We start from the raw sequence: 24,956 nt of genomic DNA, 5'->3' as shown, positions 1-24,956 counted from the left end.
AGGCGATCAGGCGGGGAAAACTGAGATGCCTGTTCGGGAGAACACCCTTCTCCGTCAAGCGCGACTGTATGAAAAAAGCTTGAGAAAAAAGGAAGTTAGAGAACGAGTCAACGACGTTGACATAAAAATCGCGGCATATAAAATGTTACCTCTGTATCAAGGGGATAGACATCCTACCGGGCACCTGCCCGACGTGCAACCCGTTTTCCGGCCGCTGATGAAATTATGCCTATGGCGTGCTACGTTGAGAGCATTGGGCGCGTAGGTGGTGCCAGCGCGCTTCCAGCGCGCGGCGATCGGCGGTCAGCCCATCGATTATTTCGCGCAGGCAAATCGCGTCCGATCCGGCCATCGACTCGATCAACGCAGGAAAGAGGTCGTCGTCTTCATCGGCATAATGGTGCAGAACGGCTGTGTCGAAGTAGCGCATCAGCCTGATCGCTGCCGTACGCGCCGCGTCGTCGGCGCCGTGGGCAAACAGGTGCGGAACCAGGCGCCTCAAGCCCTGGCATTGCGCTTCGGTCCTGCGGTGGCAAGCGGCGAGCATTTCCGGCGGCGCCTCGGTTCCGGCGATCGGCGCGGAAAACTCCGGGATGCTTTTCGTCACCTCACGGTCCAGTCACTCGGCTTGCTTTGCGCAGGGACTGGAAGGCTGCGAAGACTGAGCGACTTCCTTGAGATGGCGGGCGGTGCAGTCGCGGCCGATAGCCAGCGAACCGACGACCGTACCGCTGCCGTTCCGCACCAGGCCGAAGCTCAATTCCACGTAGAGTTTGCTGCCGTCCTGGTGCACCGACCGGGTCGTCAGCACCTTGTTCCGGTGTTTGGTCTGGCCGCTGTCGATGGCCTTGTGAAAACCGTCCCAGTGCGCTTTTCGCAGCCGATCCGGAATGATCACGTCGAGGCTGTGGCCGAGAACTTCACTAGAGGCGTAGCCAAAAACGGTTTCAGCGCCGTGGTTCCAGACGCGAATCGCTCCGCTGCAGTCGGCGAATATGATCACCTCTGGCGCCTGTGCCACGATCGCCTCAAAGAGATCAGAATTTGCCTCTGTGAACCCGGAATTTCCCTGCATCGTGTAACTTCCTTTCAAGAGAGATGGGCGCAGCCATACGCGGCTATTCGTGACCCAGCGTCGTCAAATCGGGCACCGCAAATTTGCCCTGCAACGACAGCAGCTCGCGGCGATGTAGGTCGGCCAGCCGCTCAAGGCATTCGTCCCCTTTTGGTGTCAGTTGCACGTCCACCTGCCGCCGGTCGCCGCAGGAGGCGCTACGCGTAACCAGCCCGGCGAGCTCGCAGCGCGAAATCAGCGACACGACCCCGTGATGCTTTGCCTGCAAGCGTTCGGCGAGTTCGCCTACGGTCGCCGACTCGCGCCCGGGGAAACCCTTGATCTGCAGCAACAGCAGGTACTGCAATGGCGTTATTCCGTTCCCGCGCGTCACCTCTTCGCTGAAGCGCAGATAGCGGCGCAGTTGGTAGCGAAAGTGGGCGAGCGTTTCAAACTCAGCCTTTGACATTCGCTGCTCGGACATTTCTTGCGAACCGCCTTCCCTGCCATTTGTATCACAGCATGATATAGTTAGCTTGGCGCGAGGGCAAGCAGCATTGCCTCGAGTCGCTTGCTCTCGAAGGCTTCAAGGCATACCCGAGGCAAGGATGTGAACCGCGTGCTTCAGGCGTGATCCGGCCGCCGGGAGAGTCCACGTACGATGATACGCACAGCCAAAAACGAGCCAAAAAACCTGATGACTACTGACTCCCATACCCACCGCCTTTCGACGCTCTGTGTCCACGCTGGTACCTATCGGGACCAGGCCACTGGCGGCGCGTGCAGTCCAATCTTCACGTCAACGGCCTATGCGGTAGCGAACGCGGCCGACGAGAACCTCTATCCGCGTTGCTTCAATACGCCCAACCAGCAGGTCATCAATCGCAAGCTGGCGGCGCTGGAAAAGGGCGAAGCCGCAGTCGTTTTTGGCTCGGGAATGGCGGCCATTGCCACTTTCCTGCTCGCCCACCTCAAAGCGGGTGAACACGCGATCTTCCAGAACGATCTCTACGGCGGCAGCATGCAGTTGATCAGTCAGGAACTGCCGCGACTCGGCGTACAGGTTTCCTGGGGCGCAAATGTGGCAGAGTTCGCCGCAGCCGTCAGACCCGAGACGCGGCTGATCTATGTCGAAGACCTGCTCGCCGACTTCGCCGCAGCCCTGTCAATGGAATGACCACCGTCCATTAGGAGTCAAGCAAGCTGATGAAAAGTACGGACAACGTCCCGCCTGCGTCTTTGATGATCATTGGCCAGGTAGCATCCTCCGGTCTTGCTCGCGGGCCTGCCTTGCTCTGCGATTGCGCCAGAAAACAGATCGCCATTCCGCGCAGGCAGGTGAGCGCGACGGAGGTGCAAGGAGAGATCGAGCGCTTCGATGCCGCGGTTTCCGCTGTGGAGAGGAAGCTGCTGGAGGTTCAAGAGAGCGTCCGGCGCAGCCTGGGGAAGGACGAGGCGGAGATTTTTGAAGCGCAAATCCTTCTCCTGCGCGACGTGCAACTGCGCGATGCGGTCCGTGAGCTTTGCCTCGAAAATCGGATGAACGTAGAGGCTGCCGTCGATGAAGCGATCAAACGACTGATGGACTTGTTTGCGCGCCTCGATGATCCCTACTTCCGCGAGCGGGCCGCCGACCTGCACGACGTGGGCAGACGCCTGCTGGATCACCTTGAGGAGAATGGGCAGCCGGATGTTCCGGTCCTTCACGATGGCTGCGTCATTGTCACCCACGAGCTGCTGGCGTCTGTCGTTGCCCAGCTGGAAGGCCACGGCGTGCGTGCCTTGATTGTCGAAAAAGGTGGCCTCACGGCGCACGCGACGATTCTGGCCCGTTCGCTTGGCATTCCGGCCCTTGTGCACGTGCCTGAGGCCACCCGGAGAATCCGTGCCGGCGATCTGGTGATCGTCGATGCGCTGGCCGGACGCGCCTTCATCAACCCGCAAGCAGAGGTGCAACGCAGATACGATCGACTGGAGGCCGACCTCCAGGTTCACCAGGGTGTCTTGAAAGGCTTGATCGGCGTGCCGGCGGTCACTCGCGATGGCATCGAGATCAAACTCTGTGCCAATGTCGGTCAGACAGCCGATGCGGTGACGGCGGCGAAGCTGGGAGCCGATGGCGCCGGCTTGTATCGTACCGAGTTCGGCTTCCTGGTCCAGGATCATTTTCCTTCCGAGGACGAGCAGTACCAGTTCTACCGTGCCACAGCCGAGCACCTCCAGCCGGGCGAAACGGTTATCCGCCTTCTGGATGTCGGCAGCGACAAACCGCTGAGCTATTTCCCGCTGCCTCGCGAAGACAATCCGGCCCTGGGCTATCGGGGCATCAGGCTTCTGCTCGGCCACCCGACGCTCATGCAGGCACAGTTGCGCGCCATCCTCAGGCTCAGCGCTTCGCATCCGGTCGCCATTCTCCTGCCAATGATCGACGGCATGGACGAGTTGCGCGCGGCCAAAGCAGCCATCGAAACGGCAAAAGCGGAACTCGTCGCCACCGGGCAGTCGTTCAATCCCTGTATTCCCCTCGGCGCGATGATCGAAACGCCATCTGCGGCGATCCTCATCGAGCACCTGGCCGACGAGGTCGACTTCTTCAGTGTCGGCACCAATGACCTCGTCCAGTTTCTGCTGGCCGCTGACCGAATTCGTGGCGAAACGGCGTCCACCTACGACCCCTTGCATCCGGCAGTCATCCAGGTGCTCGCCACGCTGGCGAGCGTGGCCGGGAGCAAGGGCAAACCGATTTCCCTGTGCGGCGAAATCGCCAGCGATCCGGCGTACACGAACCTCTTGATCGGCCTGGGATTTCGCAGTCTCAGCGTCAGTCCGGGTCGATTGCTGGACGTCAAGCACGCGATTCGCTCGACCACCTTGCAGGACGCCGAAAGACTGGCTGGCCAGGTTCTGGCAATGCGCTCGACGTTCGCTATCAGGACGCAGGTGGAGGACGACTGGAAACGGCGCCGACCGGTCTCTTCACCCGAGTTCCCGACGTCGAGTTTGACGACCAGCGCGGCGACCAGCACAGAGCCCTGCCCAATCACCCACAACGTCGCCAGCCAGCGCTTCGAATCTCCGGCGGGCGCCGCTCTGGCGTCCCTGAGCTACGTCATCGAAGGCGAGCGTGTCATCCTGGACCATACCTTTGTTCCCGACGAGCTGCGCCGACGCGGAATAGCCGCTGCGTTGGCCCGTAGGGCGCTGGACGAGGCGCGGCAACGGCGCTGGAAGATCGTCCCTCGCTGTTCGTATGTCGCCAGCTTCATCGGGCGCCACCCCGAATTCGCGGACCTGGTCGACCGGCAAGAAATGGATCAGGACCAAGGCGAGTGTTCCCAACGGCGGTAGCGCGAACGATAATCGATGATCTCGGTGTCACAGATTGCCAACGTTCCCGGTGGCCGAAGAGGTTCTTGGTGATGCCGACGGGAATTCGACTGGGTGGGAGAGGGTCTATTTGGCACCGTACATTCGGGGTGGCGGTGCTGCGCTTTCTTTTGCTTTTCGTGGTTGGTGATCGAACGGAGAGGCGAACGGATCCGTTTGACCGGGTGTGACGGTGCGCCACCGCTGCAGGTGGCGCCATGAACTTGGGGAGGTGCTGTCAGCACCTCTGTATGGCCGCCAGAAGCGGCTCACCGACTGAAATCCCCCGGCTCGGCCGGGGGTACGGTCATTTCGTCGAGGAGGTTTTGTCATGGCACTAGCACACGCCAAGTCGGGCGATCTGGTGAACATCAACGATACTACCGACGCGCTCGCCAGCAATACTTCGGCTACTTTGGTGCGCGACGAACATATCGAGATCTTCCGCCTGGTCCTGAGCGCCGGTACCGACATGCAGGAACACAGCGCTGCCGGGGCGATGACGGTGTTGTGTCTGAGAGGCGAAGTGGACTTCAGCTGTCACGACAGAACCCAGACGCTGTTGCCGGGCGACCTCATCTACCTGAATAATGCCATACCGCATGCGTTGTATTGCAGGCAGGACGCTGCCCTTCTTATCACACTGTTTTTGAAGCGGAAATAGGGATTTGTGTCACGACGCTCGGGCACCTGCCGGAGGGTCAGACAGCCAGCGCTGTGCCCAATCCGAGCCTTGTCCAATAGCATGCTCCCTGCCCATCGAGCGATTTCGGCGTGCACGCCGGAATGCGCCCTGCCAGGGGGGGGAACGGCCATGACTTTCATGATCGGCAGTGTCTCGAAAGTCATGACCTTTCGGTGGCTGCGAATGCCGGGTTACGCTACGCAAACCAGACCTGCGATCCAGGCCTGTCACATCTAGCGCAATTTCTGATCGACCAGCGCTGCGAGCTCAGCGCTCAGGTTGCCGGCAGATTTGGCCCTGAGCAGCGCTGCGCGCGCTTCGCTGGAACGGCCCTCAGCGTCCAGCGTCAGACCGAGACCCAGCCACCAGCGGCCATCGCCGGGTGCCAGCCGGGTTGCCGCCTGATAGTGTTCGGCCGCTTCACCGTTGCGCCCCAGCCGTTGCAGGATGTGCGCCATGAAGCCTTGGTAATCAGCGTTGCCCGCCGCCGCGGGAAGCGAATAATCGAGCGTTTGCCCGGCGCCGGTGAGGTCACCACGATCAACCTGCAAACGCGCCAGAGTTATCGCCCAGCCGATCTGCCCCGGTTGCCCTTGCAGCCCTTCCTGCAGCACCAGGGCGGCTTCATCGGGCCGTTTCGTGTCCAGCAACACTCGGACCAGTACCTGCCGGGACGGGCCATGAAGAGGGTCCTGCCACAGCGCGTGGCGCAAACCTTCGATGGCCTCGGCGATGCGTCCCTGATCAAGTTTGGCCAGGGCCTTGCGGTAATCGGTCTCGGCACGCTCCCGTGGCGAACCGCTGGCCTCTGTTCTTTCGATCACTGGCGTCGTGGCCGATTTGCCTGTTCCTTGCGGCGCAAGGCCGGCAGCTGCAGGCCCCGGTTGCTCGGCGACCGCCGACTTGCCACGGTCATCGGCGAACGGGTGATCGGCAGCAGCAGAATTCTCGCCCACAGCGGCAGTGCCGGGCGGCTTCGCTCCCTTCTGCTGCTCGGTCGGCTGCGTCATGGGCTCAGCATGGCGCACTCGGTCGCCACTATCCGGAACGTTTGCTGCGCCTGGCGGCTCGGACTGAAGCGCTTCCTGCTGCGCGCGTGCCAGCGGCGCAGGAGCGGCTGGAGACGCGGTCGTCAGCTCTGCCGGGGCGACCGCCGTCGGTACGCCCGGCGGGGCAGGCTGAGCGGCCTCCTGCCTTATCTCCCAGTGATGCACGGCAAATCCACCGCCTAGTACCAGCAGCACGACCACCGCCAGAACCATTGGCAGTTGCGTCTTCTGCGGCTTCGGGAGAGGGCGCACGTCGTTTGGCAGCGTGCTACCGACGCCATGCGCTGCCCGGCGCGCGTCGAGATCCTGCAGTACCTGATTGATCAGACTCATGTCTTGTGCACCGACGTCCTCATCCCCACAACCAGCCGACGCGACGTGCGCCGTCGGTATCCCTGCGCGCCAGCCTGACGTGGCGCACCGTGGCCGTCTGGCGCCCTTCGCCAAAAACCGACAGCAGTGACTTGTGCGCCAGTATGTTGATCAGGCGCGGCGTTCCACCACTGGCGCGATAAAGTGCCCGCAACGCCGCCGGCGTGAACAGACCCTCGCCCCGGTAACCGGCGACCCGCAGGCGGTGCGCCACGTAGTTGCCGATTTCGCCCTTTTTCAGACCGTCCAGGCGGTAGTGAAAAGCAATGCGCTGGAGAAGCTGCCGCGCTTCCGGACGGTGCAGCTTGGCATCCAGTTCCGGCTGACCAAAAAGGGCGATCTGCAACAACTTGCGTTTCTCCGTTTCCAGGTTGGACAACAGGCGCAGGGCTTCCAGCGTCTCGACCGGCATCGCCTGCGCTTCGTCGATGCAGACCACGACGCGCTTGTTGTCTTCGGCATAGGCCAGCAGCACCCGGCCGATTCGTCGTACCAGATGATACTGATCCAGGCCGCTGGCGTCGGTGATTCCCAACTCCTCGGCCAACGCCAGGAACAGGGTATCCGGAGCCAGATTGGGATTGGGCAGATACGCGGTTACCCAGCCATCGTCGAGTGTTTGCAGCAGCCGACGGCAGAGCAGCGTTTTCCCCGTGCCGACTTCTCCGCTGATCTTGACGAAGCCCTCTCCCTCGTTGAGGGCCAGCAGAAGGGTATTGAGTGCTTCCTGATGATACTGGACGGAGTAAGCAAAACTGGTGTCCGGAGTGATCCCGAAAGGCAGTTCGGTGAGGCCGAAATGGTTCAGATACAAGGTACGCTCCGCAGCGAGCACACGGCTAGCGACCCACCTGGGGCCGGACGAGGCGGGGATCGAGCTGCTGAACTCGACCCTGTGTCTCGATCAGATCGTCCTTCCAGCTTGAGTCGTTGCGGATGATGGTCGGCTTGATGAGGATGATCAGTTCGCGTTTTCTCAGATAGCTGTTGCGCGTGCCGAACAACAGTCCCCAGGTGGATGAAGCCGTCGTGCCGGGAAACCCGTTGGCATCCGATGACTGCTCCTGCCTCATCAACCCGCCGATGGCGACGATGTTGCCGTCCTGCACCCGCACCACGCTATCGGTTTCGTTGACCGCACTATTGGCCAGCGGCAGGGTAAACTGACCGAGTGTGCCGAGATCAATCACCGTCTGCTTCGCTTTCACCAGGCTGATCGACGGATGAACATGCAGAACGATGTTGTCCTCGCCGTCGATTTGCGGCGTCACATCGAGGGCAATGCCGGAAAAGAAAGGCTGCAGGGTAATCGACGGCGTGGTCACGTTGTTGTTGCCCGACGAAGTCACCGTAGAACTTACGTTGGTCACAAAGAACTCATCGACGCCGACCTTGAGCACGGCCATCTGGTTGTTGATACTGGCAATTCTCGGGCTCGACAAGACCTGAACGTTACCCTGGGTTTCCAGGAAGTTGAGCAATGCGGCAAAGTTTGCGCTCTGAAACGCCAGTCCGAAAAAACCGCTGCCCAGCCGCGTCGCCGCAGCAATCCCGCCCGTCCCGGGCAGAACGCCAACTCCCGGCCCGAGGATCGCACCCGCTCCATTCTGCACGACATTCGAGGCGTCGAATCCGGCCCTGTTCGTGGTATTCAGAACAGCTCCCGGCTGTACTGGCCCATAGGCAAAACGGTTGTTGGTGCCGCCGAACTGGTTCCAGTTGACGCCGGACTGAAACTCTTCGTTCAGTTCCACCTCGATGATCTTGGCTTCCAGAATCACTTGCCGCTCGACGATCAACTGAGTGATCCGCAAGTAGTCCTCGACAGATCGGAGGTCCGCCGGAAAAGCCTTGACCAGCACCACCCCGGAACCCGGGTTGACCACCACGGCACGCCCGTCCTGCGAGCCGACAATGCTGGTCAGCGCAGTGGTCAGATCACGCCAGAAATCGCTGTTCGTGGTGGTCGATATTTGGCTACTCGGTGGGCCTGAGCTGGGGCCAGTCGACGAGTTGCCTGGAGAAAAAGGCGCTGCGGAGGTCGACGTGGTCGCCCCTGTGCTTGCCCCCGTGGGCGGCTGCGCTGAGGACATGGTGTTCGATATCACGCGCACCTCGCTCTGCCCGCGACGTTTTCCGTCCAGATAGTTGATCCGGAAAATGCGCGTCTGCATCGTGTTGGGCTGAACGTAAATGCGTGTCCCCTGAAATCTGAACTCGTAGCCATACAGATCGCGCAGCGTTTCCAGCGCTTCACGTATGTTCACGTTCTTCAGGCGAACGGTCACGTTGCCGGTCACTTCCGGCGACACCAGCATGCTGTACGGCGAATCGCTGGCCAGGGCCATGAACACCTGGCTGGCCGGCGCATTGCTGACGGCGAGATCAAAACGCGGCTCAACGCGCTTCGCCGAGTCGGGCAGATCAAGCTGCAAGGGCGGCAACATGGCTCGGCTCAGGGCATCGTCCAGCCCCTTCGATCTGGCGTCCACAGCCCGCTGCATTTCGTTGCCGATCAGCTCGAAGCTGCTTGTGCCCGGAGTCTTCTGCTGGCTGGCACAGGCGGCAAGAAGCAGTGCCATCGGCATGACCAGCAGTATCGATCTTAACTTCATGAGGGGTCCCCACTCTGCGCACGTTGGCCGGCCGGCGATCTGGTCATGACTTTTTTCTTCTCTATGCCGGGCGTCAGCGGCAGCCGTTCGATCCCCGCAGGGCCTTCGAGAACGGCTTCTCGTTCAGTCAGCCTGATCAGGCGACTTTGGCCAATCATCTGACCCAGCCTGACCTGCTGCCCGCCGATCACGGCGACCGGCTTGCCCTTCTTCGGAATCATCACCGACTGCAGGACCGGGCCTGCGATCTGCTCGACTGGCCCGGCATCCGGCGTTGGCGTCGAGATGCCGACCGGCGGGCGGGTGGGATCCGGCAGAACCGATTGCGCCTGTGTTCCGGTCGTCAGTGTGCACAGCGCCAACGACACAGCGGTGTGCAATGCCGGCATCAAACGATCAGCCATGCACGATCCAGACTCAGGGTATATACCGTCAGCGTCAGCACCAGTTTGGGGTGCTTTTCGGCAGACAGAGAGAGGCTGCTCCACAGCAGAGCTGACTTCGATTGTTCGAGACGCTCGAGATACGACAGCAAGGCCTGATAGCTGCCTTCAAGCTTGATCTCGACACCATGCTTGAAGAGGCCGACCTCGGGATTTGCCGGCTTGTCGACGGACTTTGCCGGCGCCGTTTCATCGACGCTGGTCTTCTTGTCCACCAGAGGCGCAAGCGGCAGGCTTCTCAGGCTCAGCAGGCGCAGCCCCGTATCGCGTCCGATCATCTGCTCGAGCAGGCTGGGCATGCGTTGTGAGGGGAGCAATGCGCTTTCAATGGCCTCGAGTCGGCCGCCAACTTCGCCCAGTTGATTCTTCACGCCGGCCAATTCGGCGCGTGCGACAAGGTCGGGGTCCTGCTCGGCTGACTGCAACGCCAGCCGCTGCGCCTGCAGGACGGAAATCTGCATGCGCTGTTCGGTCATACTCCGCTCGGCGAGCTGCAAACGCTTCAGTACCGGCTCGACGAAGAGGCTGTAGCCGACCAGGACGATGCCGCCAAGCATCGCCGCAGCAAGCAGCCAGCGCTCGCGCAATTGCAGCGCATCATAGCGCACAGCGAATTTGAGCCATTGCTCCTTCATGGCTTATCTCCCGTGCGCGCGGCGGCATTCAAGGTCACCGCATTCTCCGAGCGAAGAACAAATTCAACATAACGCGGCAATTTGGCCTCCCCATGTTGCGCCACGCCGATCTCGGACACCCTGGCCATTGCCGGCGGATCGGTTTTCTTATCGCCGGGATCAACGTCGCGCATTTCCAGCGCAGCAAAGCGACGGCCGTGAAACACCGGCTCAGTGCTCAGGCGCTGCACGTAGGCCGGCAGTCTTGCCGGGTCGAGCAGGCGGCCATGGATTTCGATTTCATCACCGCCGACGGTGATCAGAAACCCTGTCAGCCAGGGATCGCTTTGCGACTGTCGCGCGAAAGCAGACATGAAGCCCGAAAATCCCTGCCTGTTGCCCCATTTACGAGACTCCAGCACGAGCAGGACATCCTGGTGGGCACTGAGCATCGCCTTTGCGCTGGCCAACTCGGTGGCCAGCGCTGGCGACACGCGCCGCTGCGCAACCGTGCTGCTCAACGCGGTCAATTTTGCCCGTTCGTCGGCCAACTGTTTCTCAACAACACGAAGCTCTTCGCTTTTCCCGTTCACTACAAAGCTGGCCCCTAGCGAAATCGCCGTCATCAGTGCCAGCAAGGCCAACGCACCCATCCCCAGATGACGCGCTATCGCCAGTTCATGACGCGGCCGCAAGCGGGGTTCGTAGAGGTTGATCTGCTGACTCACGCCACTTCCTTGGCGACGCCTAGTGTAGTACCTGCAGTACGCGTCGTACGCAGTGCTGCGCCAATCACCAGAATATTTCTCGCCTGACACTGGCAGTCGTTCAATTCCGGAACGGCAGGGAAATCCATCACCGACGAAAGATCCATCTCCTGGACCGGAACGTCGATATTTTCACCCAGCTCGGCAGCGAGATTCTCGACCGGCGGAGAACTCGCCAGAACCAGCCTGGAAATGGGAATTCGGCTGTACTGCCGATCAAAATGGTCAAGACTACGCTGCACATCGAGCAGCAGACGCTCCCTGACGTGCGCGCGCTGATCCTGGGAAGCGCTGTTCAACTCAAGCGTATTCATCACGCCGCTGCGCACGGCAATCAGCTCGCCCTGAAAAGTCAGGGTCAGCATCATGCCGGCTTCGTCGATACGGAGAAAAGCCAGGCTGCGGTTCTCGTCTTCCAGCAAGGCTGCGACGTTTCGCTGCGCAAGTTCAGGAACGTCCACCGCGTCCAGACCTGTCTTTGCCTTCTCGAAAACGGCGACACGCGAACGCACCGCCTGCTCGGCGGCCGAGACTACCAGAACTCCGGCTGACCGCCCGGGCGGCAGAGCCTCGTTGGGCACGTCGAGCACATCGACACAGGCGCTTTCGAGCGGATAGCTGACCATGTCCCGGAGCGCCCAGCGCAGCGCCTCCTTGCGCTCCGCCTGGGGAACGGGCGGCGCATCGAGCTGCGTGAGGTGGTACTCGCCGTTGGCCATCAAGGTCGTGCAGGCGTAGGCCTTGAGCTGGCGTGCCGTGCGCAGGCGCCGCAAGGCGTCGACCTCGCTGCCTTCGACGCGGAAAGACGCCAGCATCCGAACCTCCGGCCGGACACCGGCGCCGCGAACGACATGCGCCAGCGCAATGCGGTCGCCAAGCGGCAGGACCGCCATCCAGCCGGGCTGACGTCGAACGGGGAAAAATGACAGCATTGCATCGCTCAATACAGTTTGTCCGTGCAAGGATACCTGCTAACGCAGCAAATAACAGCGGAGTGTTGTCCATTGTTCACACCTGTGGCGCAGGCACGCAGCCTGCGCCACATCGCCGAAGCTCGGGTCAGTAACTTTCACGGCGATAAATCAACGGCGTCTTGAATACCCCGAAAGTGGCTCGCCCGGCCGGGTTGCTGCTACCGAACCACGGCAGGTTGGCGGCCGCAGCCGAAGAGGGTGTCGATGAAATGCACGTCGAACCGGCAGCCGTACTGCCGACGTTCAGCGCCAGGCTGACGCTGCCGTCATTGCCGGCACCTGGCGCGGTCAGCCGCAGAGGGGATTTGCCCTTGGCCAGCGTGACCGTGCTCCCCGGCGAAAGATACGTTTCGCAGGCCGCCAGGTTCTGCGTAAAGTTGGACAGGACGATGCTCGACGCTGCGAAGTTTGTGCAGTTGTCGTCACGGTTGGTCACAAAGTAGCCGCCCGCGGCCCCGGCAGTCCAATGTTGAGCCTCCAGCGGAATCGGCAAGGCGAGGAGTTCGGACCCGTATGCACTCCCCAGTTGCAAACGGCCGCTGCGTGCTGAGGTCGCTCCGTCCGTTCCCGTCGACGGCGCGCTATCGACATCGTCCGCATGCACGGCGATCGCCGTGGGGACGGTCGGAAAGATATTGAAGACATAGGAAATCTTGCCCGAAGGGTCACTGTAGCCAACCGTCCCGACGCCGCTGGCAAACTTGCCCGCCGGGATGGCGCGGATACCGCCCGGCGTCGAATCGACATAGAGTGCGCCAACGGCACCACCAGCCGAGAGCGTCAGATCGACATCCTTGGAAAATCCGGCGGCACTGCTGTAGTTGGTGGTCGGCGTGGGTGCCGAGAGGCCGTTCATTGCCGTGGCCTTGACGGTAAAAGGCTGCCCTGTCCGCCCGGTCGGCGCCGACGCAGTGGCGCGCCCGGAATAGACGAAGCCCGCGCACTGCGGCGTGACGACGACGTCGAAATGGTCGGGATAGAAGCGCCCGACGTAAGCGGTCGAAGTGACATTGCCGGCCCCCAGATAATCGCTGTCGCTAACGGTCAGCGCAGCCGCGAGAATGCCCACTTCGCTCCATTTGAGACCGCTAGCGGTGAAGGTGCCGCTAAAGCCGCCGGCAAAGGCGAACACGCCTGACGGCAAGAGGCCATCGCTGCCACCCATGGGCGTCGTCGGCAGTATCCGACTCCAGGTAGCAGCGACGATTTCCGGTGGGCTTTCCCGTCCGTAGTTCGGCGTCACGACCCCGCCCGAGGTGCGAGCGGCAACGGCCGCACTGAAAGTCCTTCCCGCCGCACAAAACCTGGGGTCAGTCACGCTGGGCAAAGTCTGACTGGCGGCATTGGTCGTGCTCGTGCTGTCGCAGGTGGCGGTCAGAGAAAAGCCGGCTGGCCTGGTCACAAAGGCGTTCGACGAGCCGTTCAAGGCGGCGAGAAATGGCGAGCTGGCTGGTTTGCTGGCATACACTCGGACTTGCCCGGAATCGCCATAGTTGAAAGTGAAAGGCGCGTTGCCGCTGCTGTCGAAGGCCAGGCCAACAGGGGTGTAACTGCTGACGCTGCCATTGGCGTTGCGCGCGATGGTCGTCGAGGTGCCACCATTGATGCTCATCAGGTTGCTGGTCGAGCAGGTCGTCGGGTTGTTGCATTCATAGGCCATGTTGACCGCCGTGCTGCCGGTCAGGGCCGTCTCGCAAGCCTTGGTCGTGGTGTTGGTCCTGACGGCACGCAAGTAATAGGTGTTCGATGAAGTACCGGCGATCTGGGAAGGAATCGTCGCCGCCACGCCGTTGGCAGCGCTGGCGACGATGAAGCCCGTCGTAGCGAAACCAGTGGAACAGCTACTCGCTGCACTGCAGTTGATGCCGTTCGGGCAACACTGGCGAGGATGGGTGGCGGCGATTTGCTCGCCAGAAAGCGTGATCGATACCGATGTGCCATTGGCCGCTGCCGGATAGCTCAAGGTGGTCGTCGCGACGCCTGCCGAGTTGAAGGTCAGCGTGGTGGCGGCCAAAGTCCCGGCAGTGGTCGCCAGGGTAGCGGTGCTGCCGCTCGCCGAAGTGTCGGTACTGGTGCACGGGCTGCTGGTGTTGGCGCAGGCAGTCACCATGACCGTCGTTGGCAGGCAACTGATACTGCTGGTGGGCAGCGACAGTTCGTAATGGTCGACCGCCGATGCTGCGTTGCCAACCACAAAGGTGGTCTGGGCCGCGATACCACCGGTAAGGCCGATGGCCTGGGTTGTCGTCGACGTCCTGATGCCGACAGTGGGATTGGACCAGGTGCCGCCGACCAGTTTGCCGACGATAAAGGACGATGTCGTCGTTCCGGAATCCAGGTCAGCGGCTGCAAAAGTGAATGTTGGGCTGTAGGTGCTGGATGAAATGGTGTCGCCGGGAGCCCACAAGGTCCAGTAACGATTGACGTCCAGGCTGGCACTGATACCGGCCGTTCCGCTGGGCGGCAAATCGCTGCCCTTCGTGCTGCCGGTTAAGGTGCCCGCACCGGTATTCGTGATGACGATCGGTGCGTAGGAACCGTTTCCAACGTGAAAGGTGCATGTCGTCGAGGCCGATGGGAAGGTCAACCGAAGGTTTCCATCAACGTACCCAGCTGTGCGGCCGATACCTGCGGGGCAACTGGCCGACGCGACGAGTGAATTCGGCCCCGTGATGATATTGCCGTTCGTCAGGGTCAGCAGCCCGCTGACCGTTACGTTGCCCGACGAGAGTGTTAGTCCACTGCCGTTGATCGCCATGTTTTGAAAACTTGGCGTACCGGCGGTGATGCTTTTCGGCAAACTGGCATTGAATGTCCAGGTCCCTGCCCCCGAAGTGAACGTGCCGCTATTGGCGAAATTTCCCGCCAGACTGACCGGTGCAGTGTTGCCTGTGAAAGTACCGGAATTGGTGAAATCGCCCGAAATCGTCAGCGGTCGTGCGCTGTTGTTGCTCGCCGTGTAGGTTCCAGCGATCGTCAGACCGCCTCCGATATTGATCGTGGGATCGTTATTGCCGGCATCCAGCGTCACCCCCGCCGAAACTGTGGTCCTGCCAAGAATAGTCAGCGTACCGCTGGCTGGTGTCTTGGTTCCTGAGCCCGAAAGAACCAGATTGGGATAGCTTGCGCCCGTGGTCTGCAGAGACTGGTTCCCCGCCCGATTCAACTGAACGGTAAACGCCGCGTTGTTGTTGCTGTTGAAGAGCTTGCTTACCGAGTTGCCGGAAAAAACATTTGTCGTCAGGAAAGACAGGGTTGGCGTCCCGGTGACCTCCAGCTTGCAAGTTCCCGTGCACTTATTGTTTCCCGTACCATTCAGATCGACGTTGTCCAGGCTCCACGTCCCGGTACCGGACCAGGTCGAGGTCAGGTCGGTTCCGACGAGATAGATGGTGTTGGTGCGACTCCCGGACGCCATATCCAGTAGCCCGTTGTTCACCAGGTTTCCGCCCAGATAAAGGTCAAAATTTCCAAAACTGGTGATTGTGCCGCCGCTGTTGACGGTAAGTGAGGCAATCGTATTCGAGGATCTGTCCAGGGTGACCGTGTGGGGGCTGGCAATGGTCACCGTATCGCCATCCGCTGGCACTGCGCCACCACAGCTATTCCAGGTGGTGCTAGCGCTCCAGTCACCGGTTGCTCTGGATACGCAGAGGTTGGCGCCCAGCCCTTCAGCCGGGAAGAACAGGGCCAGGACGCACGCGCTACTGACCGTCGTGCACCACCCGCGTACTGACCGCGATTCAGGATATTCCTCGTTCATCGCATCTCCGGGCTATGCCCGCTCAGCAGTCGTAAGGAGCAGCGGTGATGGTCGCATCGCGACACTTTTCGATCCTCGCCTTCACCTGCCGCTCGACTATCACCGGCGACGAACCGATTGCGGTGGCGGTGGCGACGATCTCGAAAATGCGTATCGTACGCCCGCTCTCGGCATAAGGGGTCGCGGCTCCCGGATAGCGCGTGCAAGCGACCGACACGCTGTAGCCGGGAATCGCCGTCAGGACCGTGGCCGCAAAACAGGTCGGCAAGGCAGCGGCATCGCCATTCGGATCAAGTTGAAACAGCCCCCACTCGACACCCGCCTGCGCCGCCTGGTACGCGCGCGCGCCCTGCACGTCCTGTGCCGACGTGATGTGGGCGGTGCTCACCAGGCTGGCCATGAAAGCGGCCAGTGCGGCAAAGAGCAGCAGGATGAAGATGGCGGTGATGATCGACACACCGCGCTGGCGGCCGCCGAGCGCTGGCGAATAAATCAGTGGATCGCGCTTGCGTACGTCGTCCCGCTCTGCTGGGGCTGCGGCAATTCTTGCACAGCCTCTGGGTCGCGGCGCAGGAAACATCGGCTTCATGGCGTATTCATCACGTCGACCTGGTGCAGCAGAATGACGCTCTCGTGGTTGCGGGTCAGGGTAATACTCATCGACACCAGTCCGTTGCGCTGCAGAGCGCCCGGCGCATAGGCAAAGGCGCAGGCGCTGACGCCGGCGACGAGGACTGCCGATTGCACCGCAGGGCATCCGGGATAGGTTGCCAGGGCGCCGAAAGACGTCGGCTGCGGGTCGGTATACGCGTAGCACCAGTGCCGGCGGATGGTGCCGAGATCGGGGCTGGCGGCATTCGGCGCGCATTCGAAGCTGACTGGCCCGCCGACAATCTGAAAGCGGTTCTGCGGCGAGGCCAGCGGGAACTGGGCGCCGCCCACCGTGTAGGACAGATTGCTGACTGTCCCAGTGGGCGGCGCGATGGCCCGGCGACTGCTGTTGGCAAGGGTGGTGGTATACACATCCGACCCCGGAATGCCGAGGTTATAGATTACCAGTTGATCGCCGAGAGCCACGTTGACCGGTGGCCCGAAGACGTCGAAAGAGTGGTCGGCCGGGTCGTTGAAATCCAGCCAGTCGTCGCCGGCGCCGCCACCGCTTTGCGCGCGATAGCGGCCGGCGTCCTTGATCGGGACGAACTCAAGGAAGTTTCCCGAGAGGCGAACGCTGTTCGGCAGTGCTGCCTGCAGGTCACGCGCGCTGCGGCGCAGCGCGGTATCGGCCGCGTCGGCCAACTCGGTACGCGCGGCAACGTCGAAGTAAGCCATGATCTGGTTGCGCGTAAACAGGCTGACCACCGACAACAGGATGCCGGTGACGACGATGGCGACGATCATCTCGATCAGCGTCACGCCGCGCAGGTGTCGGCGCGCGGCGAGATCAGTTGCGCGGCGCATAGCGGAAGCGGTAGCCGGTGAGCGAAAAGTCATCCTGACCGGCGTGCGAGACGGTGACCGTGACCTGCAGTGCGTCACCATTTTTGGCCAGGCCGAAAGCCGTTCCGGCTCGCGTCACGACTACCGCAGCCGTGTAGCCGGCGACCGGGTTGCCGCCGGTGATGTCGTCGATCGGCGAGTGCAGGCGACCATTGGCACTCGTGGCACCGCCATAATCGGCGACATTGTCGAACTGCGCGGCTGGCGCAGTGGCGTAGCGCGTTTCGCTGGACGGCGTCGCGCTGCTTAGTGCGGCGACGCCGTCCTTGTCCTGCGAGGTAGCGAAACAGCCCGCTGTGCTGGTCGCCGTGGCGAAGTTGGCATCGTCCGGGTCGCAGTAGGTAAGGGGCTGGTGCAACGTTTCGTTGAGCAGCGATTCGGCAATCGCAAGCATCTGTTTGCGCAGCATCGGATCGGCGCTGTCGCGCGTCAGCGAGCCCGTGACACTGACCAGGCCGACGACGCCGACGCTGATGATGATCATGAAGACGATCAACTCGATCAGCGTGGCTCCGCGCTGGCCGGCGCCAGCACGGAGTCCATCGAGGTCAATGCACATAGCCGGTCTCGGGCTCTACCGTGATGTTGAGCGTCGGCGGCAGATTCTCGACGGCAATCGTCGTCCCGAGACTCGGACGACCGAGCGGGCTGAAAGTCAGCGTTGCACCAGGATGCACGGAATACCTTGCGCCACCGGTCCCGGCGACGTTCAACGTTCCGCCACCCGGCCTGCCCAGCGCCGTTCCGCCGCTGCAGTCGCTCGCCGCGAAGCTGGACGCCACGCTCGCCGTCAGGCCGCTGGTGGTGAAGTTCAGGCACACCAGCCGCCGTGCCGAGATGGCCGATTTCTGCGCGTAGCGCAGAGCCGCCGCCGTCTCGTCGCGCAGGCCGCGATCCTCGAAACCCGACTTGCCGATCCAGCGCGGCACGGCAATCGCCGCCAGCACGGCGACGACGACGATGATCACGACCAGTTCGGTGAGCGTGAAACCCGGCGAACGCGGCATGTCAACTCTTGGCGTCACGCCGGATGCAGCGTGCCCGCTCGGAGAAAATGGGGGCGGGCTTCCCTCATCCTGCAGCAACCCGGAAGGCTTAACAGCCGGTTGAAGTCAGCGTGTAGGTAGGAGGTGTCACTGCATCTGCGGCCTTCACATAGACCACGGCGCAGGTGTCGGGTGCGGTCGCGTAATCTTTGGCTTTCTTGTGCTGAATGCTGCCGTCGGTGGCTATTGCGCCAACGCCGAAATCGCCCACCGGGTTCAATGTCAGCACCGAGTTCAATGCTGTCGCGCTTCCGGCGTAACCATAAACCGTGGCCACCGCAGTCCCATTGACTGTGACTGAGCTTGAAGCCAGGGCGGTAGTGCCGGCAGCCGCGGATTTTGCATAAACCATCGTGTCGGCTCCGCGCATCGCGGCCTCGACGCCTTGCATGACGCCGGCGCGTGCCTCCTTGCTCAGGTCAAAAAACTTGGGCAAAGCGGTTGCCGACAGAATGCCGAGTATCACGATCACGACGATCAGTTCGATCAACGTAAAGCCTTGTTGCCTGCTTTCCATTTGCATCTCCTAAAGAAAATCACCACCCGGGAATCATTCTGCTTCCACACAATGACCTTATCGGCCTCGAACCCGCCATCTTTAGACTTGGGACAGATCTTTTCTGATCGTGTCGCAAAGCCCCTGCGGCGTTCCTCAGCGCCTGATCGCCGTCTTGCCGAGATCCCACATCGGCAGGAACACGCCAAGGGCCAGGATGAGCACCAGAATGCCCAGCGATACGATGAGGATCGGTTCGATCTGCTGCCCAAGAGTCTTGAGTTCGTATTCGACCTCCTGCTGATACATGCCGCCGATCTCGCTCATCATGTCGTCGACGGCGCCCGACTCTTCGCCGACGGCGACCATCTGCAAAACCACCGGGCTGAAGATGCCGGCGCTGATCGACGAACGCAACAGGCTTTCACCACGCTCGACGTTCTCGCGCATACTCTCGATACGTCGTGCGACATAGCTATTGTCTACCGTTTGCGCCGCGTTGGACAGGGCTTGCATCACGGGAACGCCGCTTTGCATGGCCAGGGAAAAACTGCGGGCAAATCGAGACAGCGCTGCCTTGTGCAGAATCTTGCCGGCAATCGGTATGCGCAGGGACATCCGGTCCCAGTCGTGCCGGCCCTTGATGGTCCCGAGCCAGGCGCGAAAGACCAGCACACTGCCGATGACGATGGCCAGCAAGTGCGGCCAGTAGTTCACCATCAAGGCGGAAAACCCGAGCAGAGCGCGCGTCATCAGCGGCAACTCCGCGCCAAAGCCGGCAAACACCTGGGCAAAAACGGGAATGACGAAGACATTGATGACGACGATCGCCACCGCCATGGCGACGACGACAAAACTCGGGTAGCGCAGCGCCGCCTTCACCTGTTCACGCATGTAACGCTCGAACTCGAGGTGCTCGAACAGTCGGAAGAAAATTTCCTCGAGCAGACCCGTGGCTTCACCAACGCGAATCATCGACAGGTAGAACGGCGAGAAAATGCGTGGATGCCGTGCCAGGGCTTGCGACAGCTCGCGGCCGCCCTCCAGGCTTTCGCGCACCTCGCCGATGACGCCCTTCAAGGTCGGATTGGTCGCCGCCTCGCGCAAGCCATTCAAGGCGCGCATGATCGGCACTCCTGATTTGAGCAGCCTGTGCATCTGCCGGCTGAAGAGCAGCAGGTCGATGGTCGAAACCTTTGGCGCGAACAGGGCGGCACTCAGGCTGGATGCGGATTTGGCCGCCGGGGCTGACGATTCCCTGATGTCGACCGGCATCAGCCCCTGCCCGTGCAGAAGGTCGGCGATGGCGCCTGCATTGGCGCCCTCAAGCACCCCCTCGACGAGCTGCCCGCCGCTATTACGTCCCTTGTAGGCGAAGGTCGGCATGATCGGCTGGTGACTTTCTTGCTCGGTCGGCAACGCTCATCGGATGGATTCCCTTCTTTCGGCCACTTTCCGGTCATGCGCTATCCAGCCTTCGGTGGTCATGCGCAGAACGCTCTGCAGCCTGTCGATGGCCCACTGGTTGTACTGTGCATCAAGATCGCAAGCCATCCATCGCCGGTTGAGCTGTTCGGCAACGACCGCCGTGGTGCCCGATCCGGAAAAGGGGTCAATGACCAGTTCACCCTTGTTCGACGATGCCAGAACGAATTTACGCACCAGCTCTTCGGGTTTCTGGGTCGGGTGTGGTGTTTTTTCACCCATGCCATTGCAGGTGGTTGGAATATCAATGACGTCTTTTGGCTTTGCCCCTTTGGCGTGTGGCGTCCAATGGTCGCGTTCCTTGTCTGCGCCCCTGCCATAGGCGCTTGTTTCGGCCTGCGGATGCGAGGGGTATTTGAGCGTGTGTGCCCCGTAAGGCGTACGCACGTCGTCGATGTTGATTTTGACCGCATCAGACTTCCGAAAATGAAGGATGCTTTCATGTGCTCGGCCCCAATCACGACCCAGATTCGCCTTGTTCTTGTAGTGCCAGACAAGCCACCGGCAATGCTGGAAAAATCGGCACGCCGGGTGCTTCAAGTCAGCAAGGATTTCCGAGAAGCCGCACACGTACAGGGAGCCGGCAGGCTTCAATACCCGCGAGACCTGGCTTATCCATTGGATGGACCAGTCAATATATTCTTCCTGACTATCGAAACTATCCCACTCGGCCTTCCTGATGTTGTACGGCGGGTCAGCAAAGACGAGGTCAACGGATGCATCATCAAGAGATTTCAGCCAGTCGATGGAATTTCCTTGATACAAGCGCCCATTCGGGTGCTCGAATTGCAAGCGAAATCCTTGATGATTGGACTGTAATACAAATATTTTGCCTTTGGCCCGCTGCTCAAGCTCGCTCGGTTCAATGAGAGTCAGTTGGTCCATGAAAGCCTTCAATCCTCGAACTGATTACTGATGCGCATGGCTTCGTCGATGGTCGTGCGCCCGCTCACTACCAGTTGCACGGCATCACGGCGCAGGGTCGCGCCGGCCATCTGCTTGCGCGCCACCTGCATGAATCTTCCCGGGTCGTCGATGCCGATCGCTTCGACGATCTCGTTGCTCATTTCAAGCATTTCGTACACCCCGGTCCGCCCATGGTAGCCGGTTCCCGCGCAACGCGCGCAACCCTTCCCCTGACCGAAGCGGTGGTGGTCAACGGTGTTGCCCAATTCGTGGCGCAGCCATTCGCGCTCGTGTGGCTCAGGCGAATGCGGCTGGACACAGTTTTCGCAGATCACTCGCACGAGTCGCTGGGCAAGAACCAGTTGCAGCGACAGCGCGACCATGTAGCGCGGCACACCCATGTCGAGCAGCCGCATCGGCGTTGAAATGGCGTCGTTGGTGTGCAGCGTCGACAGTACCATGTGGCCGGTAATCGCTGCCCGCATGCCGATTTCAGCGGTGATCCGGTCGCGCATTTCGCCGACCAGCACGATGTCCGGGTCCTGGCGCAGAGCGGAACGTAAAACGCGCTCGAACGAGAGATCGATCTTCTCGTGCACCTGTACCTGATTGATTCCCGGCAAGCGGTATTCGACCGGGTCTTCGACGGTGATGATCTTCTTTTCCGTGGTGTTGAGTTCGGACAGCGTCGCATAGAGCGTCGTCGTCTTGCCACTCCCGGTCGGGCCGGTGACCAGGACCATGCCACTCGGGCGACGGACGGCATGGCGCAGCCGTGCCAGCGTGTGCGGCGGCATGTTGAGCCGCTCCAGCCCGAGCAGCCCGGTGTTCTGGTTGAGTAGGCGCATGACCACCGACTCGCCGTACTGCGTCGGCATGGTCGAGATACGCACGTCGACTGGGTTGTTGCGCACCGTAATCGCAAAACGTCCATCCTGCGGCAGCCGTTTTTCCGAGATGTCGAGCCCCGAGATCAACTTCAGACGCAGCGCGAGCGCCGATGCGATCTTGGCATCCGCCTCGGTCTGCACATGCAGGACGCCGTCGATGCGGAAACGAACGCGCAGCGAGCGGTCCTGGGGCTCAATGTGGATGTCCGAAGCGCGTGAGCGCATGGCCTCTTCAAAGACCGTTTGCAGCAGCTTGACGACCGGCGCTTCTTCGGCGCCGGTGGCCGTTCCGAGCAGGTCGCCAAACTCGACCGGCACATCGCCCAGATCCGCGGTCAGCTCCTTGGCCAAGCCGCTGATTTCTTCGCTACGCCGGTAGACGCGATCGATCAGCGCCAGTAGCTGACTCTCGGCAACCACCACCAGGTCGAGTTCACGACGCAGCAGACGGAAGATATCGTCATACGCCTGCAGGTCGGTCGGATCGACGAAACCTATCCGCAGTCTGCCGGCAACCTCGCCCAGCACCAGGGCACGAAAACGCCGTGCCTGCGCTTCGGGCAGCAACTTGATCAGTTCCGGCCTGGGATCGAAGTGCTTGAGATCGACGTACGGCACCTGCAATTGCCTTGCCAGCGCCTGAGAAATGGCCTCTTCGCTAACAAAGGAGCTTTCGACCACAATACGGCCCAGCTTGCGCCCGCTGCGCTTTTGCTCGTCGAGCGCGAACCTGAGCTGCTCATCGCTGAGCAGACCTTGCTGAACGAGTAGATCGCCGAGGCGAATCTTTTCTGGCCGAGCCATACAAGCTCCCGTCGCCCTGAGGGCAGTTACGCTAATCGCCGGATTCTATCTGATCGCCGGAAAGAATTTCTGGTATCCCGCTTCGACCTAGCTGCTATCATCGGAGTTCATACGGGCGACACGGAGATCGGCGGGCCTGTGAAATGGGCGGTTTACCGGCGTAGCCGGGGCTTTCTCGGACAACAGGGTTTCGTCCTGGAGAGGCTGTCGCCGCATGATGCATTAACGGCAAAGCGACCATGCAGGGAGTACACAGGTGAAGCAAACGCCTCATCATTCGAAGGCTGGTGAACGTGATGCCGGCAAGCTGGGCATTCCGGAACCGACCAGCGAGCGCGTTGTGCCGCTTGACGAGATCAAGCTGGCCATCGGCGACTCGTTCCAGATCCAGACACAGATCGAGCAGGCGGAAGCCCGGTACTACGTCAAACTGGTGGGTTATCTGAAAGGCAGGAGCGTTCTGGTGACCATTCCAGAAGCCGAAGGACGCCTGTGTTACGTGCGCGAAGGCCAGGCATTCGTCGTTCGCTTCTTCGCCGGCAGGAACGCCTATGCCTTTACGGCCAACGTTCTGAAATCATCAAGCATCCCTTTCCCCCACATGCACCTCAGCTATCCGTCGCAGGTGCGAGGTCTGGTGGTCCGTGCGGGAGAGCGGGTCCCCGTCAGGATCATCTGCGCTGTGGTCATGCAGGAGGATATGAGGACGGTTACCGCTGCAGGCCTGTTGACCAACCTCAGTGTCAGTGGCGCTTTATTGTCGGCCAAAACACGGCTGGGCAGCAGTGGCGACCTTCTGTCGCTCAAGTTTCGTTTTGACATCAGGGAGATCGAGTTCGTGACCTCAATTGATGCGGCTATCCGCTCAGTGTCGCAGGACGAGTACGGCGAATTCCTGCATGGTCTTCAGTTTGCCGGTCTGGCCAATGACGTGGCTATCGCCTTGACGGCTTTCGTCTATCAGAAGCTGGCCGAATCGCCGCACTGAACACGTCGCAACCCGATGACCGCTAGGTGAGAATCAGGTTGTCGCGGTGGATGATTTCCGGCTCGTCGATGTAGCCGAGGATGTCTTCTATGTCCTGGCTGGCACGGCGCGCAATGCGCCGTGAATCGCTGCTGCCATAATTGATCAGGCCGCGGGCAACCTCCTGACCGTTGCCGCAGACGCAGGCGACTGCAGCGCCACGTTCGAACTCGCCCTGCACGGCAAGAACCCCGATCGCCAGGAGGCTCTTTCCCTCCTGCAGTGCCTGGATTGCTCCCTTGTCGAGAGTCAAGCGGCCGTTGAGCTGCAGGTGGTCGGCGAGCCATTGCTTGCGCGCGGTGAGCGCCGGTGTTTCCGACACCAGCAGCGTGCCCAGCATATCTCCCCGGGCCAGGCGCAAGAGGACGTCCGGTTCGCGGCCGCTGGCGATGGCTGTGTGTGCTCCACTGCGCGCAGCGCGCTTGGCGGCGATGACCTTGGTGATCATGCCGCCCTTGCCGAACTGCGTTCCGGCGCCACCAGCCATGGCTTCCAGAGCCGGGAGCCCGGCACGCGCTTCGGCGATCAGGGTCGCTGCCGTGTCCCTGCGCGGATCGGCCGTGAACAGGCCGTCCTGATCGGTGAGAATGATCAGGCAATCAGCTTCGACAAGGTTGGCTACCAGCGCACCGAGTGTGTCATTGTCACCGAACTTGATTTCATCGGTGACCACGGTGTCGTTCTCATTGATGATCGGCACGACGCCCAACTGGAGGAGAGTGCTCAGCGTCGAGCGTGCATTGAGGTAGCGCTTGCGGTCGGCGAGGTCGTCATGGGTGAGCAGGATTTGCGCGGTGTGCAGCGCGTAGCGGGCAAAGGCGCTTTCATAAGCTTGCACCAGACCCATCTGGCCGACCGCCGCTGCGGCCTGCAGTTGGTGCACCGCGCGCGGACGTTTCCGCCAGCCAAGACGCTGCATTCCGCAGGCAATGGCGCCCGAGGAGACCAGAATGACTTGTCTCCCCGACTGTCGCAGCTCGGCGATCTGTCGCGCCCACTCGTCGATGGCAGCGAGGTCAAGGCCTTCGCCGTTGTTGGTGACCAGGGCGGAACCGACCTTGATGACCAGTCGGCGCGCTGAGGCGATGCGGGTAATGGCCATG

At 61.4% G+C, this 24,956-nt stretch carries 24 protein-coding genes; 4 read left to right on the top strand and 20 right to left on the bottom strand.

What is annotated here, in order from left to right; genetic code table 11:
• Window positions 1-229 precede the first annotated feature (229 nt).
• The 3 genes from ACCAA_RS00585 to ACCAA_RS00575 are packed head-to-tail and all read right to left on the bottom strand — an operon-like array spanning window position 230 to window position 1,538.
• A complete protein-coding gene (locus ACCAA_RS00585; protein ID WP_245754359.1) occupies window positions 230-607 on the bottom strand; it encodes a hemerythrin domain-containing protein in 378 nt (125 codons plus the stop codon).
• Between the two features lie 12 nt (window positions 608-619).
• Window positions 620-1,075 carry a PAS domain-containing protein gene (locus tag ACCAA_RS00580; protein ID WP_186405308.1) on the bottom strand — a complete coding sequence of 152 codons (456 nt, stop codon included), beginning with the start codon at window positions 1,073-1,075 and terminating at the stop codon, window positions 620-622.
• Between the two features lie 43 nt (window positions 1,076-1,118).
• Entirely contained in the window at window positions 1,119-1,538 is a 420-nt protein-coding gene (locus ACCAA_RS00575) for a MarR family winged helix-turn-helix transcriptional regulator (RefSeq protein ID WP_186405307.1), read from the bottom strand.
• 213 nt (window positions 1,539-1,751) lie between these two features.
• On the opposite strand from ACCAA_RS00575, the gene ACCAA_RS00570 reads away from it, so the two are divergent.
• From ACCAA_RS00570 to ACCAA_RS00560, 3 genes are all read left to right on the top strand, one after another.
• Window positions 1,752-2,231 carry a PLP-dependent transferase gene (locus ACCAA_RS00570; protein WP_186405306.1) on the top strand — a complete coding sequence of 160 codons (480 nt, stop codon included), beginning with the start codon at window positions 1,752-1,754 and terminating at the stop codon, window positions 2,229-2,231.
• Window positions 2,232-2,260: 29 nt separating this feature from the next.
• Complete coding sequence (gene ptsP / locus ACCAA_RS00565) at window positions 2,261-4,402, top strand: phosphoenolpyruvate--protein phosphotransferase (RefSeq protein WP_186405305.1); 2,142 nt, start codon at window positions 2,261-2,263, stop codon at window positions 4,400-4,402.
• A gap of 349 nt (window positions 4,403-4,751) precedes the next feature.
• Window positions 4,752-5,084: a cupin domain-containing protein gene (locus ACCAA_RS00560; protein ID WP_186405304.1), complete on the top strand. Its 333-nt coding sequence runs from the start codon at window positions 4,752-4,754 to the stop codon at window positions 5,082-5,084.
• A 254-nt stretch (window positions 5,085-5,338) separates the two neighbouring features.
• On the opposite strand, the gene ACCAA_RS00555 is transcribed toward ACCAA_RS00560, so the two are convergent.
• From ACCAA_RS00555 to ACCAA_RS00480, 16 genes are all read right to left on the bottom strand, one after another.
• The gene (locus ACCAA_RS00555; RefSeq protein ID WP_186405303.1) at window positions 5,339-6,487 is read right to left on the bottom strand and encodes a tetratricopeptide repeat protein; all 1,149 of its coding nucleotides are present in this window, start codon (window positions 6,485-6,487) and stop codon (window positions 5,339-5,341) included.
• Window positions 6,488-6,506: 19 nt separating this feature from the next.
• The gene (locus ACCAA_RS00550) at window positions 6,507-7,340 is read right to left on the bottom strand and encodes an ExeA family protein (RefSeq protein WP_186405302.1); all 834 of its coding nucleotides are present in this window, start codon (window positions 7,338-7,340) and stop codon (window positions 6,507-6,509) included.
• Between the two features lie 25 nt (window positions 7,341-7,365).
• Window positions 7,366-9,108, bottom strand: coding sequence for a secretin N-terminal domain-containing protein (locus ACCAA_RS00545; protein ID WP_245754356.1), 1,743 nt, complete (start codon window positions 9,106-9,108; stop codon window positions 7,366-7,368).
• 29 nt (window positions 9,109-9,137) lie between these two features.
• Entirely contained in the window at window positions 9,138-9,545 is a 408-nt protein-coding gene (locus tag ACCAA_RS00540) for a hypothetical protein (protein ID WP_186405300.1), read from the bottom strand.
• On the bottom strand, window positions 9,530-10,219 hold the full coding sequence (locus tag ACCAA_RS00535; protein ID WP_186405299.1) for a type II secretion system protein M: 690 nt from the start codon (window positions 10,217-10,219) through the stop codon (window positions 9,530-9,532). The genes ACCAA_RS00540 and ACCAA_RS00535 overlap by 16 nt, the downstream gene beginning before the upstream one ends.
• On the bottom strand, window positions 10,216-10,842 hold the full coding sequence (locus tag ACCAA_RS00530; protein ID WP_186405298.1) for a hypothetical protein: 627 nt from the start codon (window positions 10,840-10,842) through the stop codon (window positions 10,216-10,218). The genes ACCAA_RS00535 and ACCAA_RS00530 overlap by 4 nt, the downstream gene beginning before the upstream one ends.
• A gap of 80 nt (window positions 10,843-10,922) precedes the next feature.
• Window positions 10,923-11,897, bottom strand: coding sequence for a type IV pilus biogenesis protein PilM (locus ACCAA_RS00525; RefSeq protein WP_186405297.1), 975 nt, complete (start codon window positions 11,895-11,897; stop codon window positions 10,923-10,925).
• 127 nt (window positions 11,898-12,024) lie between these two features.
• Complete coding sequence (locus tag ACCAA_RS00520) at window positions 12,025-15,702, bottom strand: DUF6701 domain-containing protein (RefSeq protein ID WP_186405296.1); 3,678 nt, start codon at window positions 15,700-15,702, stop codon at window positions 12,025-12,027.
• 22 nt (window positions 15,703-15,724) lie between these two features.
• Window positions 15,725-16,291 (bottom strand): hypothetical protein, encoded by a 567-nt coding sequence (locus tag ACCAA_RS00515; protein ID WP_186405295.1) that lies wholly within the window; start codon window positions 16,289-16,291, stop codon window positions 15,725-15,727.
• Complete coding sequence (locus tag ACCAA_RS00510; RefSeq protein ID WP_186405294.1) at window positions 16,288-17,160, bottom strand: type II secretion system protein; 873 nt, start codon at window positions 17,158-17,160, stop codon at window positions 16,288-16,290. Before ACCAA_RS00510 ends, ACCAA_RS00515 begins: the two co-directional genes overlap by 4 nt.
• A complete protein-coding gene (locus ACCAA_RS00505) occupies window positions 17,144-17,758 on the bottom strand; it encodes a type II secretion system protein (protein WP_186405293.1) in 615 nt (204 codons plus the stop codon). Before ACCAA_RS00505 ends, ACCAA_RS00510 begins: the two co-directional genes overlap by 17 nt.
• Window positions 17,748-18,206, bottom strand: coding sequence for a prepilin-type N-terminal cleavage/methylation domain-containing protein (locus tag ACCAA_RS00500; RefSeq protein WP_186405292.1), 459 nt, complete (start codon window positions 18,204-18,206; stop codon window positions 17,748-17,750). Before ACCAA_RS00500 ends, ACCAA_RS00505 begins: the two co-directional genes overlap by 11 nt.
• 88 nt (window positions 18,207-18,294) lie before the next feature.
• On the bottom strand, window positions 18,295-18,762 hold the full coding sequence (locus tag ACCAA_RS22380) for a prepilin-type N-terminal cleavage/methylation domain-containing protein (protein ID WP_186405291.1): 468 nt from the start codon (window positions 18,760-18,762) through the stop codon (window positions 18,295-18,297).
• Between the two features lie 135 nt (window positions 18,763-18,897).
• Window positions 18,898-20,127, bottom strand: coding sequence for a type II secretion system F family protein (locus tag ACCAA_RS00490; RefSeq protein WP_186405290.1), 1,230 nt, complete (start codon window positions 20,125-20,127; stop codon window positions 18,898-18,900).
• A 36-nt stretch (window positions 20,128-20,163) separates the two neighbouring features.
• A complete protein-coding gene (locus tag ACCAA_RS00485) occupies window positions 20,164-21,111 on the bottom strand; it encodes a DNA-methyltransferase (protein WP_186405289.1) in 948 nt (315 codons plus the stop codon).
• An 8-nt stretch (window positions 21,112-21,119) separates the two neighbouring features.
• Window positions 21,120-22,826, bottom strand: a complete 1,707-nt coding sequence (locus ACCAA_RS00480) for a GspE/PulE family protein (protein WP_186405288.1) — start codon at window positions 22,824-22,826, stop codon at window positions 21,120-21,122.
• A gap of 256 nt (window positions 22,827-23,082) precedes the next feature.
• Between ACCAA_RS00480 and ACCAA_RS00475 the strand changes: the two genes are divergently transcribed.
• Complete coding sequence (locus tag ACCAA_RS00475; protein WP_186405287.1) at window positions 23,083-23,814, top strand: flagellar brake protein; 732 nt, start codon at window positions 23,083-23,085, stop codon at window positions 23,812-23,814.
• 22 nt (window positions 23,815-23,836) lie between these two features.
• Here ACCAA_RS00475 and proB read toward each other — a convergent pair whose 3' ends face one another.
• Complete coding sequence (proB, locus tag ACCAA_RS00470) at window positions 23,837-24,955, bottom strand: glutamate 5-kinase (RefSeq protein WP_186405286.1); 1,119 nt, start codon at window positions 24,953-24,955, stop codon at window positions 23,837-23,839.
• Window position 24,956 lies beyond the last annotated feature (1 nt).

Origin of the sequence: Candidatus Accumulibacter aalborgensis, from assembly GCF_900089955.1 — a bacterium.
Taxonomy (GTDB): domain Bacteria; phylum Pseudomonadota; class Gammaproteobacteria; order Burkholderiales; family Rhodocyclaceae; genus Accumulibacter; species Accumulibacter aalborgensis.
The sequence above is the reverse complement of the archived record's forward strand: the minus strand, read 5'-3'. Positions and strand labels throughout refer to the sequence as shown.